Annotated in this window: 13 protein-coding genes, 1 tRNA gene and 1 pseudogene; 2 read left to right on the top strand and 13 right to left on the bottom strand. The window is 61.4% G+C overall.

Features of this window, described 5'->3' with window-relative positions; genetic code table 11:
* Positions 1-17: 17 nt before the first annotated feature.
* The 7 genes from R3E82_03170 to R3E82_03140 all read right to left on the bottom strand — a co-directional run bounded on the left by R3E82_03170 (position 18) and on the right by R3E82_03140 (position 6,160).
* The gene (locus R3E82_03170) at positions 18-1,085 is read right to left on the bottom strand and encodes a DUF4115 domain-containing protein (GenBank protein MEZ5549869.1); all 1,068 of its coding nucleotides are present in this window, start codon (positions 1,083-1,085) and stop codon (positions 18-20) included.
* A 34-nt stretch (positions 1,086-1,119) separates the two neighbouring features.
* A complete protein-coding gene (gene pilW / locus R3E82_03165) occupies positions 1,120-1,914 on the bottom strand; it encodes a type IV pilus biogenesis/stability protein PilW (GenBank protein ID MEZ5549868.1) in 795 nt (264 codons plus the stop codon).
* Positions 1,911-3,041, bottom strand: a complete 1,131-nt coding sequence (rlmN, locus tag R3E82_03160; protein MEZ5549867.1) for a 23S rRNA (adenine(2503)-C(2))-methyltransferase RlmN — start codon at positions 3,039-3,041, stop codon at positions 1,911-1,913. Before rlmN ends, pilW begins: the two co-directional genes overlap by 4 nt.
* Positions 3,042-3,044: 3 nt before the next feature.
* The gene (gene ndk / locus R3E82_03155; GenBank protein MEZ5549866.1) at positions 3,045-3,473 is read right to left on the bottom strand and encodes a nucleoside-diphosphate kinase; all 429 of its coding nucleotides are present in this window, start codon (positions 3,471-3,473) and stop codon (positions 3,045-3,047) included.
* A 191-nt stretch (positions 3,474-3,664) separates the two neighbouring features.
* Positions 3,665-4,831 carry an IscS subfamily cysteine desulfurase gene (locus R3E82_03150; protein MEZ5549865.1) on the bottom strand — a complete coding sequence of 389 codons (1,167 nt, stop codon included), beginning with the start codon at positions 4,829-4,831 and terminating at the stop codon, positions 3,665-3,667.
* Positions 4,832-4,917: 86 nt separating this feature from the next.
* Entirely contained in the window at positions 4,918-5,376 is a 459-nt protein-coding gene (locus tag R3E82_03145; protein ID MEZ5549864.1) for an Rrf2 family transcriptional regulator, read from the bottom strand.
* Positions 5,377-5,422: 46 nt separating this feature from the next.
* On the bottom strand, positions 5,423-6,160 hold the full coding sequence (locus R3E82_03140; protein ID MEZ5549863.1) for an RNA methyltransferase: 738 nt from the start codon (positions 6,158-6,160) through the stop codon (positions 5,423-5,425).
* A gap of 145 nt (positions 6,161-6,305) precedes the next feature.
* Between R3E82_03140 and R3E82_03135 the strand changes: the two genes are divergently transcribed.
* Positions 6,306-7,115 carry an inositol monophosphatase family protein gene (locus R3E82_03135; protein ID MEZ5549862.1) on the top strand — a complete coding sequence of 270 codons (810 nt, stop codon included), beginning with the start codon at positions 6,306-6,308 and terminating at the stop codon, positions 7,113-7,115.
* 701 nt (positions 7,116-7,816) lie between these two features.
* On the opposite strand, the gene secF is transcribed toward R3E82_03135, so the two are convergent.
* The 5 genes from secF to queA are packed head-to-tail and all read right to left on the bottom strand — an operon-like array spanning position 7,817 to position 13,166.
* Positions 7,817-8,737, bottom strand: a complete 921-nt coding sequence (secF, locus tag R3E82_03130) for a protein translocase subunit SecF (GenBank protein ID MEZ5549861.1) — start codon at positions 8,735-8,737, stop codon at positions 7,817-7,819.
* The gene (secD, locus tag R3E82_03125; GenBank protein MEZ5549860.1) at positions 8,737-10,665 is read right to left on the bottom strand and encodes a protein translocase subunit SecD; all 1,929 of its coding nucleotides are present in this window, start codon (positions 10,663-10,665) and stop codon (positions 8,737-8,739) included. The genes secF and secD overlap by 1 nt, the downstream gene beginning before the upstream one ends.
* A 2-nt stretch (positions 10,666-10,667) precedes the next feature.
* The gene (gene yajC / locus R3E82_03120) at positions 10,668-11,006 is read right to left on the bottom strand and encodes a preprotein translocase subunit YajC (protein ID MEZ5549859.1); all 339 of its coding nucleotides are present in this window, start codon (positions 11,004-11,006) and stop codon (positions 10,668-10,670) included.
* Positions 10,993-12,126, bottom strand: a complete 1,134-nt coding sequence (gene tgt / locus R3E82_03115) for a tRNA guanosine(34) transglycosylase Tgt (GenBank protein MEZ5549858.1) — start codon at positions 12,124-12,126, stop codon at positions 10,993-10,995. The genes yajC and tgt overlap by 14 nt, the downstream gene beginning before the upstream one ends.
* Entirely contained in the window at positions 12,123-13,166 is a 1,044-nt protein-coding gene (gene queA / locus R3E82_03110; GenBank protein ID MEZ5549857.1) for a tRNA preQ1(34) S-adenosylmethionine ribosyltransferase-isomerase QueA, read from the bottom strand. The genes tgt and queA overlap by 4 nt, the downstream gene beginning before the upstream one ends.
* A 177-nt stretch (positions 13,167-13,343) precedes the next feature.
* Between queA and R3E82_03105 the strand changes: the two genes are divergently transcribed.
* A tRNA-Leu gene (locus tag R3E82_03105) sits at positions 13,344-13,430 on the top strand.
* A gap of 53 nt (positions 13,431-13,483) precedes the next feature.
* On the opposite strand, the pseudogene R3E82_03100 reads toward R3E82_03105, so the two are convergent.
* Positions 13,484-14,673, bottom strand: a pseudogene (locus R3E82_03100) (ISL3 family transposase).
* Positions 14,674-14,705 lie beyond the last annotated feature (32 nt).

Below are 14,705 nucleotides of genomic sequence, written 5' to 3'. Positions count from 1 at the left end.
CTACCGCACCCCGGCGACTACTGGCCGAGCACCAGGTTGGCGACGTTGTTGCGAGTACGCGCCGCCAGCGGTACGCGCTCACCGTTAAAACTGAGTTCGACACCCGGCGCGTACCCGAGGCGAACGCGGAAGGGACCCCGCCCGACCAGTTCGAGTGTACGGCCCGACCGGTTGAGGTCGCTGTAGAGATTCCCGCCATCGAGTGACCGTACCTCTACCCAGCAATCCGCACTGAACGTCAACGTCAGACGGTCGTCACCGGCCGCTGTAATTCTGCGCACACCGGCAGACAGCGGAACCGGAGCCGGCGGGTCACTGACTTCGCTGGCCGATGCAGGACCGGGGAGATCGGCTGCCGGCACCTCAGCCGCGCGGGATGTCCTGTTTACTGAGGCGGGGGGTCGCGGCACCTCAGCCGCGCGGGATGTCCTGTTTACTGAGGTGGGGGGTCGCGGCACCTCTTCCTCAACCTCTACCCTGATCACATCTTCCGCAGAATCGGTATTGACCTCCGGTTGAACCTTCGTCCCGGCAGGGACATCGGCAACCGGAACAGTCGTCGTGCTGCCGATTGCAGGGTCCACTGCTGCCGCTGCGGGCGCCCCCTCGATCTGTTCCAGCGCCGGGCTGTCCGAGGCTTCTTCCTCCGCGTCGCCGAACAGCAGAGACAGGACCACCAGCAGCACCACGAGCACGACTCCGATGATGGCGGCAATCTGCACCATATCCATCTTCTGCCAGAACGGCACCACGGCGACCTGGGTGCTCAGCTCGGGTTCCTGGCTCAACTGAGGGTAGAGCTTCAGCAGCACTTCCGGATCCAGGTCCAGCAGCCGGGCGTAGGAGCGCAGATAGCCACGGCTGAAGACACTGGGCGGCATGCGCACATAGTCATCATTCTCGAGGGCTTCGATCACATGGGTCGGCAGTTTCAGCTCATCTGCAACCTCCTGTGTGCTCACGCCCAGATGTTCCCGGGCCGCCAGCAGCAGCGCGCCAGGACCTGGCTCCGCGGCCTGCACAGAGCCGGATTCCGGACCGGGCGTTGTGCCCGCCGGATCCGACTGGGGAGGGACTTCAGTCACCCGCCTGCCCTGCTCGACAAACCACCCGGGCGCATCAACCACCCACCTCACATTCCCTGGCCTCAACCGAGTCCGGGAACAGATTCTTCAAAGCCAGGCTGTAGCTGGCCAACTGGTCGGTATTTCCAGACCTGTGTGCCAGCTTCATACCCAGGCACAGGCTCCGTGCCGTCTGCCGCGACTGGGTGCGGAATGCATCGTAATTTTCCTGGGCCGCGAGCAGGTCCCGGTTGTCATAGTGAATCTGGGCAAGCTCGAGACTGGAGCGGGGCTGGGTGGGATTGAGCTGCAGCGCCCGGCTGAAGGAGTCTTTTGCCGCAGCCGTCTGACCGGCACGCAGTTCCGCGAATCCGAGGTTCTCGTAAGCCTGGGGGCGCGCCCGGTAGTTGGTGTCCTTCACCAGCACCCGGAAGCGATCCACCGCCTCACTGTAGCGCCCGCGCGCATAGAGAAAGGATCCGTAATTGTTCAGTGCCTGGGAATTGCGCGGGTCGTAGCCGAGCGCCTGCTTGAAGTGCTTCTCCGCCAGTACATTCTCACCTTCCATTTCGTAGATGAGCGCCAGCAGCACGTGCGCTTCGACCGACTTCGGATCTATGCGCAGCGCTTTGTTGAGCGGGCGCCGAGCCTGATCGTTCTTGCCGGTTTCGATGTAGCCACGGGCGAGCTGCAACTGGGCCTGCACGCGCTCCTCGGTCGTGCCGGGATCCGGAAGACCACCGGTGCTCTGGGTGACACAGCCTCCCAGCAAAACCAGGCAGAACAGGCCAGCCAGCACCTGCCTGCCTCGAATCAGGGTTGCCGTCATGGCGTCTCGGGCTGTGCTCATCCAACTTCCTCCGCTCGAACTCGCGCGAGATATCGCGCCTGACGCCGGGTGCGATCCGCAACATTGCCTACCAGCTGACCACAGGCGGCACTGATATCGTCACCCCGGGTGGTGCGCAGCATGGTGGCATAGCCGGCATTCATCAGATAGGTCTGAAAATCCCGCACCGTCTCCGCGTCGGGTCTCTCGAAGCCCGAGGCAGGAAAAGGATTGAACGGAATCAGATTGATCTTGCAGCGTACATCTCTGAGCAGATCGGCCAGCTCCCGAGCCAGTTCCAGGGAGTCGTTGACCCCTTTCATGAGGGTGTACTCCATGGTCAGCGAACGCTTATCACCCAATGTGCCGACATAGTGTCTGCAGGCCTTCAGCAGTTCATCGATGGGGTACTTGCGATTCAGCGGCACCAGGGTGTCACGCAATGCGTCGTTGGGCGCATGCAGGGAAATTGCCAGAGACACGTCGGTGGTCTCCGCAAGTCGATAGATGCCTGGTACCACACCCGCAGTGCTCACGGTCACCCGGCGTTTCGACAGTCCGAAAGCCAGATCGTCCATCATCAGCTGTGCGGCGCTGAGCACAGCGTCGAAGTTGAGCAGGGGCTCACCCATGCCCATGAACACCACATTGGTGACTGTCTCACCACGCTCCAGCAGCGCCTCATTCGCCAGCCAGACCTGGCCGACGATCTCCGCAGCACTCAGATTGCCGTTGAATCCCTGTTTGCCGGTGGAACAGAACGTACAGTCGAGCATGCAGCCCACCTGAGACGATACACAGAGTGTGTTCCGACCCTTCTCCGGAATGAGCACCATCTCGACACAGTTACCATTGCCGACCCGCACCACCCATTTGATCGTGCCGTCTGCAGAGTCGAAACGCTGTACCACTTCCGGCAGTGCAAACGACGACCGCTCACCGAGCCAGTTGCGGAATGCCCGGGACAGATTGGTCATCTCCGCGAAGTCACGCACCCGCTGGTGGTAGGCCCACTTCATGATCTGGTGCGCCCGATAGGGTTTCTCATCCACAATCGCCGTGAACGCTTCCAGCCCTGCGCGAGGCAGTCCGAACAGATTTACCCGTTCGGGCTGTTGCGCTGTATCCATAGGAGCGGCGGCGGTCATCGATCAGCTCCGCGGGCAGAGCTCTTCAGGCTTGAAGAAATAGGCAATCTCCCGCGCTGCGGATTCCGCTGAGTCGGAGCCGTGCACGGCATTGGCTTCCACCGACTCCGCGAAGTCCGCGCGGATCGTACCCGGTGCTGCATTCGCCGGATTGGTGGCACCCATGAGTTCGCGATTTTTCAGGATCGCACCTTCGCCTTCGAGTACCTGCACCATCACCGGACCGGAGGTCATATAGGCGACCAGGTCTGCGAAGAAGGGGCGGGCTTTGTGTTCGGCATAAAACCCCTGGGCCTGCGCTTCACTCAGGCGCAGCATCTTGGCGGCTACTATCGCCAGGCCGTTCTTTTCGAACCGGCTGTAGATTTCGCCAATGTGGTTACGCACCACCGCATCGGGTTTGACTATCGAAAACGTGCGTTCAACCGCCATGTAACTCTCCGCTGTAACTTAAAACTGCTGATATTGTTGATTGTCTGTATCCGCCAGAGCAGCTATGTCATTGATAAATCAAGAAAACACACCCGCCAGCGGGCGCGTATTATACGCGTTTGTCGACAAGATCAAATGCACGTCTGCCGGGTGCAGGGCTGCGGGGGAACGCCTATCCAAAGACGCCGTTTTCAGGTCGCTGCGCGATCGGTCTCCCGTGCACGCAGTTTGAGCACCACCTCAGCCACCCGGGCGGCGGCGAAATCAACCTCCTCAGCGGTACTGAAGCGGCCCAGGGTGAAACGCAATGAGGCATGGGCAAGTGCATCCGGCACGCCCAGCGCCCGCAGCACATAGCTCGGCTCGACACTCGCCGAGGTACAGGCGGAACCGCTGCTCAGCGCCACATCATCGAGGGCGAGCAACAGCGTTTCGCCATCCACGCCCGGGAATCCGACATTCAGGAGTCCGGGCAGTCTGCGATCCGGATCACCGTGCAGTACCGAGCCCGGGATCTGCCGCAGGTGTGACCACAGACGCTGGCGCAGTTCGAGTATGCGGGCGTTCTCTTCCTGCATGCTGCGCGCCATGATTGCGGCCGCCTCACCCATGCCGACGATCTGATGCGTGGCCAGCGTGCCGGAGCGCATACCGCGCTCATGACCCCCGCCATGAATCAGCGGGGTGAGGTGCACGGGCGGCTCGCGTCGGACGTAGAGCGCACCCATGCCCTTGGGTCCATACATTTTGTGCGCAGACAGAGACACCATATCCAGCGCCATCGTGCGCACATCGATGAGCACCTTGCCCGCGCTCTGAGCAGCATCGGTATGCATCAGCACCCCAGCCTTCCGGCACAGAGCGCCGATTGCCGCGATGTCATTCACCACACCAATCTCATTGTTGACGTGCATGATGGAGACCAGCAGCGTATCCGGGCGCAACGCCTCGGCAACCTGTGCGGGAGCGACCAGCCCGTTCCCGCCGGGCGTCAGATAGGTGACTTCGAAGCCTTTGCCTTCGAGATAGGCACAGGTGTCGAGCACAGCCTTGTGCTCGATGCTGCTGGTGACGATGTGGCGCTTCGCGGACCCATCCGCGAGGCCTTTGAGCGCCAGGTTGTCCGACTCGGTGGCCCCGGACGTCCAGACAATCTCCCTGGGATCCGCATTGATCAGTGCCGCCACCTGGGTGCGGGCCTCTTCCACCGCTTCTTCGGCCCGCCAGCCATAGAGATGGGAGCGGGAAGCGGGATTTCCGAAATTGCCTTCCACCAGCAGGCAGGCGCTCATCTTCTGAGCGACCCGCGGATCGACCGGTGTCGTCGCCGCATAGTCCAGGTACACGGGAGTGCGCACTGTCCGGACGCTCTTCGCCGGCTGCCGGGGCTTGGGTGCTGTGGAGTCTGTCACCGTTACTAATACCGCAGGTCTGAGGGGGGAAATCAGAGGTGGCGGGCGCGGATCAGCTGCTGATCCTGCCGGTGGGCGATGTGCCGGATTTCCCGTCGTCTGACCAGATCGGCCAGGGAAATGTCCTTGAGAAACCCATCGATTTCACCGGACAGATCCGTCCACAGCTCATGGGTCAGACACATCACCCCTTCCTGGCAGTCCCCTGCACCATGACAGCGGGTCGCATCGACGCCATCACCCACTGCCGTGATGATCTCCGAAACACTGATATCTTCGAGGGCGCGTTCGAGCTGATAGCCACCCCCCGGCCCGCGCACACTGCCGAGCAGAGCGCACTTCTTCAGCTTGCTGAAAAGCTGTTCCAGGTAGGCCGCGGAGATCGCCTGTCGCTCGGCGATATCCATGACACTCACCGGACCCTGAGCGCCATGCAGCGCGATGTCCAGCACGGCAGTCACGGCGTATCGCCCTTTTGTGGTCAGTCGCATGAGCGCGAGTATGCAATACCCGACCAAATCGGTCTACTAAAGCACCTCAGTCCCCGGCGGCGGCCGGGGCCAGCTTGCGCAGTACACCGCGCAGCATCTGCACTTCCATTTCATCGAACTCGAAGCGGGTCATCAGACGCCGGAAGCGGGTCATGGTCTGCCCCGGATTACTGGCATCGAGAAAACCCGAAGCCACCAGCACCCTTTCGAAGTGTTCGAGCAGGGCCTCGGTCTGGGCCGCACTTGCAGGATCCCTGTCCCAGCCGGCGGTGACCACATCCCCGGCTTCCTGGGACTGACGGCACAGCTCATAACAGACCACCTGTACCGCCATCGCCAGATTGAGGGAGGGATATTCGGGATTCGCCGGGATCACGAGATGGCAATTGCAGCGCTGCAGTTCGTCATTGGACAGACCGCTGGTCTCCCGCCCGAACAGGATGGCGCTGCGGGCCCGTGGCAGTCGCCTGAGGAGATCGCCAACCACTGATTCAGCAGATTCCACCGGCCAGGGAATGCGCCGGGCCCGGGTGCTGGTGCCGACGATCCATTGCCGATCCGCCAGGGCGTCATCGAGACTGGGGTAGACGCGGGCTGATTCGAGCACATCCTGGGCGCCCGCAGCCCGCCACTCGGCCTGGGGATCCGGAAATCGTCCGGGATTCACCAGCGCCAGATCACTCAGACCCATGGTCTTCATCGCCCGTGCCACACCACCGATGTTGCCGGGATGGCTGGGCTCGACCAGCACTATCCGCACATCCGCCAGCAAACTCTGCTTCACCCGTCACGCCTCGCTTCGACAATTGATCACACCGGTGCCTCGAGGGCGCCGTTCTCCCTTCATGAACCCTTCCGAAAAATTGCTACTTGTTCGGAGGTTCCTTAGGATACCGCGGCCTCGAGGTCAGCAGGTCAAGAACGCAGCTATGGAAGGAATGGCACACATCGCACTTCGCGCCGCCCGGCAGGCGAGCCAGGCGATGCTGCGTTCATTCGACAGACTCGATCTGGTGAAGGTGGAACACAAGGCGCGCAACGATTTCGTCTCCCAGGTGGACCGGGACGCGGAAGCAGTGATCACCGAGATGCTTCACAAGACCTATCCGGACCACGCCATTACCGGTGAAGAACTGGGCGCTTCGATCGCCGCCAGCAATGGCAGCGAATACTCCTGGGTGATCGACCCGCTCGATGGCACCACCAATTTTCTCCAGGGCATCCCCCATTTCTGCATCTCGATTGCGGTCATGAAGGGTCGCCACATCGAACACGCCGTGATCGTCGATCCACTTCGCAACGAAGAATTCGTGGCCAGCCGGGGCCAGGGCGCACAGCTCAACGGCCGGCGCATGCGGGTCTCAGACACCATCAGGCTGGACGAAGCGGTGCTCTCCACCGGCATTCCACCCGGATCCGTGGGTACCAGACTGGACAGCTACATGAACGTACTCGCCCACTTCACCGGCACCTGCCGGGCCGTGCGGCGACTGGGTTCTGCCGCACTGGATCTCGCTTATGTCGCTGCCGGCCGGGTGGATGGATTCTGGGAGCCGGGCCTGCAGCCCTGGGACATTGCCGCCGGCGTGCTGCTGATCCGGGAAGCGGGCGGCTTCGTGGGCGACTTTTCCGGTGGTGAGTCCTTCATGAAGAGCGGTGACATCGTCGCCGCCAATCCGAAGCTGTTCAAAGCTCTGGTGCAGGGCATCCGGGCACAGGGCGGCATTCACGCCGACTAAGGCCGACTCCGCCGTCGATTAAACGTCTGCGGGTCCGCGGGCGGAATCCTTCGAAGTGAATGCTGTGGTTGAGACCAAGGCTCCCCAGCCGGTTGGATTGTTGAACGCAGTCGTGAGGGAGGGGATTGCTGAGACCTCACGCAGCCCTTCCAGGGTGCCACTGCTCTGCGGACTAGCAGCCTGTTGATAAAGTCTCGAAAGCTCAGAGGTTCTGGCGCGCGGGCTGGCGAGACGCACCTCGAAGGCAATGTTGGTTGCCTTGCCAAGGTAACCAACATTGCCTGCGGAGTCCGCCTTGCCACAGACCCCGTATGACGCGCTGAGCAAACGAGACTTTTTCAACAGGCTGCCAACCTCGTGAGGAACACGAGTCAATCCGCTGCCGCAGTGCTGCACTACACGGTCCCAGCAATCCCCTCCCTCACGACTGGCTGCGAAGCGCTCGACATGGCAGAACACACTATCTAAGGCGAACTTGGAAGCGCGCTGCAGATGCGGGGGTTGATCGGAGTATGCCAGACCGTGTAGCGACGCCGACGACGACGGATTGACCCGCCCCGGGGCAAGCCGGCTGAGGAGGGCAGCGCGGAGCGCCGGAGCGAGGTCTGGCATACCCCGATCAACCCCCGCATGTGGGTCTCAACTCCTCCAGGTCCTCCGCTTAGAGAATCAGGACATCAGACCAGGCCTCCGCCGCCACCTCAAGGCATCGGGTTATCGGCGTTTTCCTTCTCCGGCACGATCAGATCTTCCCGGGTCACCTTCATCAGCAGCAGTACCACCGCAGCGATGTAGATGGAGGAATAGGTGCCGATCACGATGCCCATGGTCAGCGCCACCGCAAAACCGAAGATGCTCTCGCCACCGGCAATCAGCAGTGCAAGCAGCACGAACAGGGTGGTCATCGAGGTGACCAGGGTGCGGTCCAGGGTCTGATTGATCGAGGTATTGATGATCTCCTCGGTGGTGCCACGGCGGATGGTACGGAAGTTCTCCCGGATCCGATCACAGACCACGATGGTGTCGTTCAGGGAATAACCGATCACTGCGAGCACCGCAGCCAGCACGGAAAGATCGAACGTCCAGCCCATCATCGCGAAAATACCGAGGGTGATGATCACATCGTGAACCAGAGAGATCACGGCACCTGCCGAAAACTGTTTGGTGAACCGGAACAGGATATAGAGCATTACCACGATGAGGGCGGAAAGTACCGCAAGTCCCGCATCCTCGACCAGCTCGTCGCCGACAGCGGGGCCAACGTAGTTGGATTGGCGCAGCACCACCTTCGGGTAAGTGTTCTGCAGGGTTTCAAGAATCTGATCACCCAGGAGCGCCTGATCCACACTCGCTTGCGGCGGCATGCGGATGAGCAGATCCCGATCGGTGCCGAAAAACTGCACCACACCGTTTTCGTACCCCGAACTCGCGAGCAGTTGCCGGATGTCCTGGGGGTCCACCGACTCCTCGAATTCCACTTCCACCAGGGTGCCGCCGGTAAAATCGAGTCCAAGATTGAGACCATTCATGCTCAGTTCGACGATCGAGAACAGCAGCAGCACGCCGGACAGTCCCATCGTCCACTTGCGTATGCCGAGAAAATCAATCTTCAGATCGCGCATCAGATTTTCAACCTTTCCAGCTTGCGGCCGCCGTACATCAGATTCACCAGCGCCCGGGTCCCCATCACCGCCGTGAACACCGAGGTTACGATGCCGATGGCCAGAGTCACCGCGAAGCCTTTCACCGGTCCACTGCCGAGGGAGAACAGAATGATGGCGACGAAGAAAGTGGTGATGTTGGCATCGAGAATGGTCAGCAGGGCCCGATCGAAACCGACCTGAATGGCAGCCTGGGGAGAACGTTCAACAAGCTCCTCCCGGATCCGCGAGAAAATCAGCACGTTGGCATCCACGGCCATACCGACGGTTAGCACGATGCCCGCGATACCGGGCAGCGTCAGGGTGGCGCCCAGAACCGACATGATGGCCACCAGCAGCATCACGTTCGCCATCAGTGCGAGGTTGGCGGCGAGTCCGAACATCCGATAGTAGAAGAGCATGAAGAGCATCACGATCGCGACCCCGATCAGCATCGACTGCTGGCCGGCGGCGATGTTCTCGTCGCCGAGACTCGCGCCGACCGTGCGTTCTTCGACGATATACATGGGTGCCGCAAGTGCACCGGCGCGCAGCAGCAATGCCAGATCCCGCGCCTCACCGAGCTCCAGCCCGGTGATCCGGAACCGGAAACCGAGGGCCGATTGAATGGTGGCCACATTGATCAGCCTTTTGTGCTCTACCGTATAAGGCACCTGGGTTTCCACGCCATCCTTCATCACTGTGCGGGTTCGCACCTGCAGTTCCTTGAAGAGGATGGCCATGGAGTTGCCCACGTTATCCTTGGTGACCTCGTTCATCGCACGGCCGCCGTCATTGTCCAGGGTGATGCTGACCTGGGGCTGGCCGGTCTCGGGATCGAAGTCCTGCAGCGCGTTGGTGACCTGGTCACCCGTGACGATGTTGCGGGTTTCCAGATCGACGGGGGCACCGTTGTATTCGTGGCGCTCGGTCTGGGATGCCCGCGCGCCCGGGCCTGCCACCAGTCGGAATTCCAGGTTCGCGAACTTGTTGATGATCTCCTTGGCCCTGGCACTGTCCTGGATGCCGGGCAGATCCAGCACGATGCGCGACCGGCCCAGACGCTGCACCAGGGGTTCCGAGACACCGAGTTCATTGACCCGGTTGCGGAGGCTCTGGAGGTTCTGGGTGATGGCGAGATCCTCGAGTTCCCGGATCTTGTCCTCCGCCATCGTCAGAATCAGGCCAGGCTGACCGTCGATGTCCCGGGCCTGCACCAGATACTGATCGAACTGTTCACCGATCAGATCACCGGCCTCGTCGCGGGCTGCCGCGTCCTGAAAGGTGATGCGCAGCTGGGCGCCATTTACCCAGTCCCGGTTCGTGTAGCGCAGACGGGATTCGACCAGCAGATCGCGGATCGCCTCCTGATTCGACAGCATCCGATCGCCGAGAAATTTGGCCATATCCACTTCCAGCAGGAAGTGCACGCCACCGGACAGGTCGAGGCCGAGTGACATCTGTTTGCCACCGATGTCCACGAGCCAGGCAGGAATGGTGGACGCCCGGGTGAGCGCAATCACGAAACGCTGCTCGCCTGCATTGAGCGTGCGACGCAGAATCTCCTGGCCGCGCAGTTGCGCCTCGTCATTCTCGACCCGGATCAGCGCCGTACCATCCGTCAGTTCATAGCCGGTGACCGGTACCCCGCCGACCCGCAACGCCGAAACTGCTTCGTCGAGGGCTTCCCGGGTGAGTTCATCCGCCGCACCCGTAGCGATACTGGAAATTGCCCGCAACTGCAGCGCGCTGTCCGGCTGAAACAGATTGGGAGCCGCGTAGATCGCACCCAGCGTCACCAGGAAGGCGATAAACAGGTAGCGCCAGATGGAGGAAGTATTCGGGGGGCGCTGGGCCGCCCGGGGTAGACCCAGCAGGTTGGTGCCTGCCGGGGTGGGCGTCCTAGCCATGATCAGGCCTCGTCAAGCGATTTCAGCGTGCCCTTCGGCAGGGTGGCTCCGATCGCGCTCTTCTGCACCCGCAGTTCCATGTTTTTCGCGACCTGGAGTTTCACGAAGTCATCTTCCACCTTGTTGATCTGTCCGACCACTCCCCCCGCGGTCACGACCTCGTCGCCCTTCGCCAGGCCGCTCATCAGCGCCTGATGTTCTTTGCGGCGCTTGCTCTGGGGTCGCCACAGAAGGAAGTAGAAAATCAGTACGAAGCCGCCGAGAAACAGCAGATTGATCAGTCCGGCATCCGCGGGCGCTCCGGCGTCAGCCGCGTAGGCCGTGGTTTCAAACAGGCTCATGGTGGGAATTCCAGTCTTTTTCGAGGGATTCGGTGAGGCTGCGAAATGTACCCGTTTCAATAGACTCGCGCAAACGGGACATCAGGCCGTGGTAGTAATGCAGATTGTGCTCGGTCATCAGCATGCTGCCGAGTATTTCGCCACAGCGCTCGAGATGATGCAGGTAGGCGCGGGAGAAGCGGCTGCAGGTATAGCAGTCACAGTCCGCATCCAGCGGCCCCATATCCTCCCGGTGTCCGGCATTGCGGATTTTCAGCACACCCCGGGAGGTAAAAACATGGCCATTGCGGGCGTTTCTCGTGGGCATCACACAGTCGAACATGTCGATGCCCGCTGCCACCCCCGCCACCAGGTCTGCGGGTGTGCCCACCCCCATCAGATAGCGCGGTTTTGCAGAGGGCAGCTGGGGTGCAATACCATCGAGCACTTCGAGCATCTCGGCTTTCGACTCACCCACCGAAAGCCCGCCCAGCGCATAGCCATCGAAGCCGATCTCCAGCAGCCCGGCAAGGCTCTCCCTGCGCAGCTGGGCATGCATGCCACCCTGCACGATGCCGAACAGCAGCGGCCGGTCCGCCGCCCGGGCAGGCACGCACTCGTCGAAAGCATCACGACAGCGCGCCGCCCAGCGCAGAGAGAGCTCCATGGAATCCCGGGCCTGGGAGACTTTCGCGGGATAGGGTGTGCATTCGTCGAACACCATCACCACGTCAGAACCGAGATTGAGCTGAACGTCGATCGAGCGTTCCGGTGTCAGCGTGACCTTGTCGCCATTGATCGGTGAACGGAATACCACACCTTCTTCCGAAATCTTGCGCAGTTCGCCCAGGCTGAATACCTGGAAGCCGCCGCTGTCAGTCAGTATGGGGTGCGGCCACTGCATGAACTCATGGAGGCCACCGAAGGATCTGATCCGCTCATCCCCCGGTCGCAGCATGAGATGAAAGGTATTGCCGAGCAGAATCTGGGTGCCCGCGCGCTCCAGCATTTCCGGGCTCATGGCCTTGACGGTGCCGTAAGTGCCACAGGGCATGAACACCGGTGTTTCGATCGTGCCGTGCGCCGTCGTCAGGCGACCCCGGCGGGCGGCACCCTCTGTGTGCAGCAGTTCAAAACTCACCCTGGTGCTCCTGTTTCCCGGGTCAGCCACATCGCATCACCGTAACTGAAGAACCGGTAGCCGGCCGCAACTGCCTGCCGGTAGGCGGCCATGACCCGGTCGTGCCCGGCAAATGCGCACACCAGCATGAGCAGACTCGACTCCGGCAGATGAAAATTGGTGACAAGCGCATCCACAACTTTGAATTCATAGCCTTCCCGGATGAACAGGTCGGTCGCCCCCCAGCCTGACCTGACCCGGTGGCGGCCTGCGTTCGCGGCTTCCAGTGTTCGCACCACCGTCGTCCCGACTGCCACGACACGTCCGCCGCTGGCGGCGGTGCGCGCAATCGCCGCCGCCGTAGCTTCCGGTACACAGTAGCGCTCCTCGTGCAGCCTGTGGTCTTCGATGCGATCCGCGCGGACGGGTTGAAAGGTTCCCGCACCGACATGGAGGGTCACCTCGGCAATCCGGGCACCCCGGCCACGCAGGGCATCGAGCAGTTCGGGGGTGAAATGAAGACCCGCAGTAGGCGCGGCGATAGCCCCGGGTGAAGCGCTGTAGACGGTCTGGTAGCGTTCCGCATCCTCGTCCTCCGGATTGCGCTGAATATAGGGCGGCAGAGGCATCTGACCGTGAGTTTCGAGCACGTCCAGAACCGGCTGGGGGAATAGCAGACGGTAGAACTCCCCGGAGCGCCCCTGCACTTCACAGGCGAGATCCCCCACATGCAGCAGCCGGCCCTGCTTGAGTGACTTGCTGACCTTCACCTGGCACAGCGCCAGGCACTCGGATTCCACCCGCTCAACCAGGATCTCCGCTGCGCCTCCGGAGTCCTTCACTGCCATCAGCCTGGCTTTGATGACCCGGGTATCGTTCACCACCAGGAGGTCGCCGGGTCGGACGAGTTCCGTGAGTCCATCAAATTCACGGTGGCGGCACCGATCGGCGCCTACTTCCAGCAGCCGGCTGGTGCCCCGCACCACCGGCGGGAACTGAGCGATCAGCTGTTCCGGCAGGTCGTAGTGGAAGTCTGACTTCAGCTCTTTCCTGTTGGGCAATTTGTGCAAGTCCGAATCACCGGTAGCAGTCGGGCGCCGGGGATACTAGCAGCCTGCCAGGGAGCCTCCCACCAAGTATCAACGTCAGTGCCCGCTCGGTGGAAGATGCGCGCCGGGATATGTAACAATCCCGGCCCCGTCGCGGGACGGGTAGCACCGGGTGTCCTAGGCCCGACTGGCTGGGTGGCGAAACTGGTAGACGCGCTGGACTCAAAATCCAGTTTGGGAGACCAAGTGAGGGTTCGACTCCCTCCCCAGCTACCAGACCCTGCTATGCCCGGGCTCTACCCGATTAATGGGGGATGGGCCGTTGTTCACTAAACCCGGTTGATGATGCCATCCCAGCCACAGTGGGTTAAGACCCGCAGCCGGTAGTTCTCAAAGTTTCTGAACCCGTAGGCTCTTCTCGACATCATTTCCATCTTGGTGTGGAAGCCCTCGGTGATGCCGTTGCTGCGCGTGAATCGCCACATGGCGACGATGGGTGCAAGCCATGAGGTGAGTGTTTTCGCGAGCCGGTGGAGCGGACTGGCGTGCAGCTGCTCAATCAGCGTAAGGAACTCGGGCAACGTGCTTCTGGCTTTCCTGGCGTTCAGTGCTTTCAGCAGCAGGAGGCGGTTCAGCCGCTGCTTGGCATCGTACAGTGCCTTGAGCACGGGCCATTCTCCGAGATAGCTTCTGAGGTTGTCGCGCTGCTCATCGGACAGATACCACTCGTGCCGACGCATCAGACTCAGTAATCCGCGGTTGCTTCGACCCTCGGGATCCTGTTGTTGCCAGACCTTGAGAAAGTGCTGGTTTACCAGCCGGATTACATGGAAGCGATCGGCGACGATCGTGGCCTGGGGAAGTACCGGCGGGCAATGCTGCGGTAGGTCTCGGACAGATCCATGACGATGACCTTTACCTGATCCCGGCCCGGTAAACGCCTCAGATAGCGTCTTAAGCTCGGTTCAGAGCGTCCGAGTGCCACGTCGAAGACTTTGTGGTTCTTCAGATCCACAAAGCTTGTTGCATATCCTCGTCGGCGGGTGAAGAAGTGTTCATCGATACCCAATACCCGTGGACAGGGGCGGTTCGACATCTCAGAGCACCGTTGCCGACAATGGCTCTGATACCAGCGCTCGACGGTTGCCGCACTGATGCCGTGGGTGCGCGTGATCTTGCGCTGAGTGACGCCGCCATCATGCGCTTCGAACACCTCGAGCCGAAACGCTTCCGACGCTCTGAAGCGCGGCCGAACGCCCTTGAACCGGTGGCAGAAATAGCGCCCGCACTGTGGGCAGTGGTACTTGGGCGACTTCAGGTGCAAGGTCATCACCTGGTTACCCTGACGCGTGTGCTTGAGGGTTCGTTGACGGGTCGCCTTGATCCTCACCCCCTCGTGCTCGCAATGAATGCACGAGGGGCGTCTGGTGGGCCGGGCATAGACCTTGATGCCCTGGTCCCGATCAACCTTCTCGATCTCAAGGTCAGTTATGCCTAATATGACTCCTGCGTGGGACATCGGTGGTATCTCCATTAAACGATCTTCGCAAA

The sequence above is a fragment of the Pseudomonadales bacterium genome, assembly GCA_041395945.1.
GTDB lineage: Bacteria > Pseudomonadota > Gammaproteobacteria > Pseudomonadales > Azotimanducaceae > SZUA-309.
The sequence above is the reverse complement of the archived record's forward strand: the minus strand, read 5'-3'. Positions and strand labels throughout refer to the sequence as shown.

What these genes read in the sequence shown, in the direction of transcription:
- pilW (MEZ5549868.1), bottom strand. Translation starts at nt 1,914, where the DNA reads ATGAGCACAGCCCGAGACGCCATGACGGCAACCCTGATTCGAGGCAGG.
- rlmN (MEZ5549867.1), bottom strand. Translation starts at nt 3,041, where the DNA reads ATGACCGCCGCCGCTCCTATGGATACAGCGCAACAGCCCGAACGGGTA.
- ndk (MEZ5549866.1), bottom strand. Translation starts at nt 3,473, where the DNA reads ATGGCGGTTGAACGCACGTTTTCGATAGTCAAACCCGATGCGGTGGTG.
- R3E82_03145 (MEZ5549864.1), bottom strand. Translation starts at nt 5,376, where the DNA reads ATGCGACTGACCACAAAAGGGCGATACGCCGTGACTGCCGTGCTGGAC.
- R3E82_03135 (MEZ5549862.1), top strand. Translation starts at nt 6,306, where the DNA reads ATGGAAGGAATGGCACACATCGCACTTCGCGCCGCCCGGCAGGCGAGC.
- secF (MEZ5549861.1), bottom strand. Translation starts at nt 8,737, where the DNA reads ATGCGCGATCTGAAGATTGATTTTCTCGGCATACGCAAGTGGACGATG.
- secD (MEZ5549860.1), bottom strand. Translation starts at nt 10,665, where the DNA reads ATGGCTAGGACGCCCACCCCGGCAGGCACCAACCTGCTGGGTCTACCC.
- yajC (MEZ5549859.1), bottom strand. Translation starts at nt 11,006, where the DNA reads ATGAGCCTGTTTGAAACCACGGCCTACGCGGCTGACGCCGGAGCGCCC.